At 71.3% G+C, this 1,287-nt stretch carries 1 protein-coding gene and 1 pseudogene; both read left to right on the forward strand.

The annotated features are described in order from the left end of the window. A pseudogene (locus tag Y704_RS24560) lies at positions 1 to 526 on the forward strand (shikimate dehydrogenase); the annotation flags it as partial. Between the two features lie 32 nt (positions 527 to 558). Further along, positions 559 to 1,287, forward strand: a 729-nt coding sequence (aroC, locus tag Y704_RS25310; RefSeq protein WP_035772647.1) for a chorismate synthase, incomplete at its 3' end; no start/stop codon positions are given.

Genomic DNA, 1,287 nt, shown 5'->3' on the forward strand with positions numbered 1-1,287 from the left:
CCCCGCCGGCGTGGCGGGTGCCCTGTCCCACGGCGGTTCCGGTGTTCCCTCCCGCGCAGTGATCCTCGGAGGCGGCGGCACCGCCGCGGCCGCAGTGGCCGGACTGCACCTTCTCGGTGCAGCGCGGGTGGACGTCTTCGTCCGGTCGCCCGGCCGTGCGGGAGGACTGGTCGACGTCGGCGCCGGTCTCGGCATTGTCGTCGAGGTCCACCCCTGGAGCGGAGCGCCGGACGCGCTGGCGGTGGCCGATGTCGTCGTCTCCACGCTCCCCCCGCACGCCGCTGATCCGGTTGCGCCGTACCTTCGGCGCCCGGTGTCCGGCATCCTCCTCGACGTCGCCTACGATCCCTGGCCCAGTGCGCTGGCGACCGCCTGGGCCGGGGCGGGAGGTGCGGTGGTGCCGGGGCTCGAGATGCTGCTGTACCAGGCCGTCGAGCAGGTCCGGCTGTTCTGCCCGGAAGCACCGGGGCCGGGGCGGGATGTCATAAATGTGATGTGTGACGCAGTAGGGGTGCCCCGGCGCTGAACAGGCACCGTCAGCGTGGCAGTATTGAAGCCATGCTGCGTTGGTTAACTGCCGGAGAATCCCATGGCCCTGCCGTGGTCGGAATTCTTGAAGGTCTTCCCGCCGGGGTGTCGGTGACGACCTCCGACATCCAGGCCGCGCTGGCGCGCCGGCGGCTCGGTTACGGGCGCGGTGCCCGGATGAAGTTCGAGCTGGACGCGGTGCGGATTCTCGGGGGGGTCCGGCACGGGCGCACCCAGGGCGGGCCCGTTGCGATCGAGGTCGCCAACACCGAGTGGCCCAAATGGGAGAGCATCATGGCCGCCGACCCGGTGGATCCCGAAGAACTCGACGCGCTTGCCCGGAACGCGCCCCTCACCCGCCCCCGGCCCGGGCACGCCGACTTCACCGGCATGCAGAAGTACGGCTTCGAGGAGGCGAGGCCCGTCCTCGAACGGGCGAGCGCCCGGGAAACTGCCACCCGGGTGGCCCTCGGAACGGTGGCCTCCCAGTTCCTCGCAGCCCTCGGCATCCGCCTCGTGAGCCACACCGTGTCGATCGCGACCGTCTCGGTCCCCGAGGATGCGCGGCTTCCGACTCCTGCCGACGTGATCGCCCTCGACGCGGATCCCCTCAGGTGCTTCCACCGCGACACCTCCGACGCCATGGTCGCCGAGGTGGACGCAGCACACAAGGAGGGCGAAACCTTGGGCGGGGTGGTCGAGGTGGTGGCTTACGGGCTGCCGCCGGGCCTTGGAAGCTACGTCCACTGGGACCGGCGG

Source organism: Arthrobacter sp. Br18 (genome assembly GCF_000520555.1).
Lineage (GTDB): Bacteria > Actinomycetota > Actinomycetes > Actinomycetales > Micrococcaceae > Arthrobacter_D.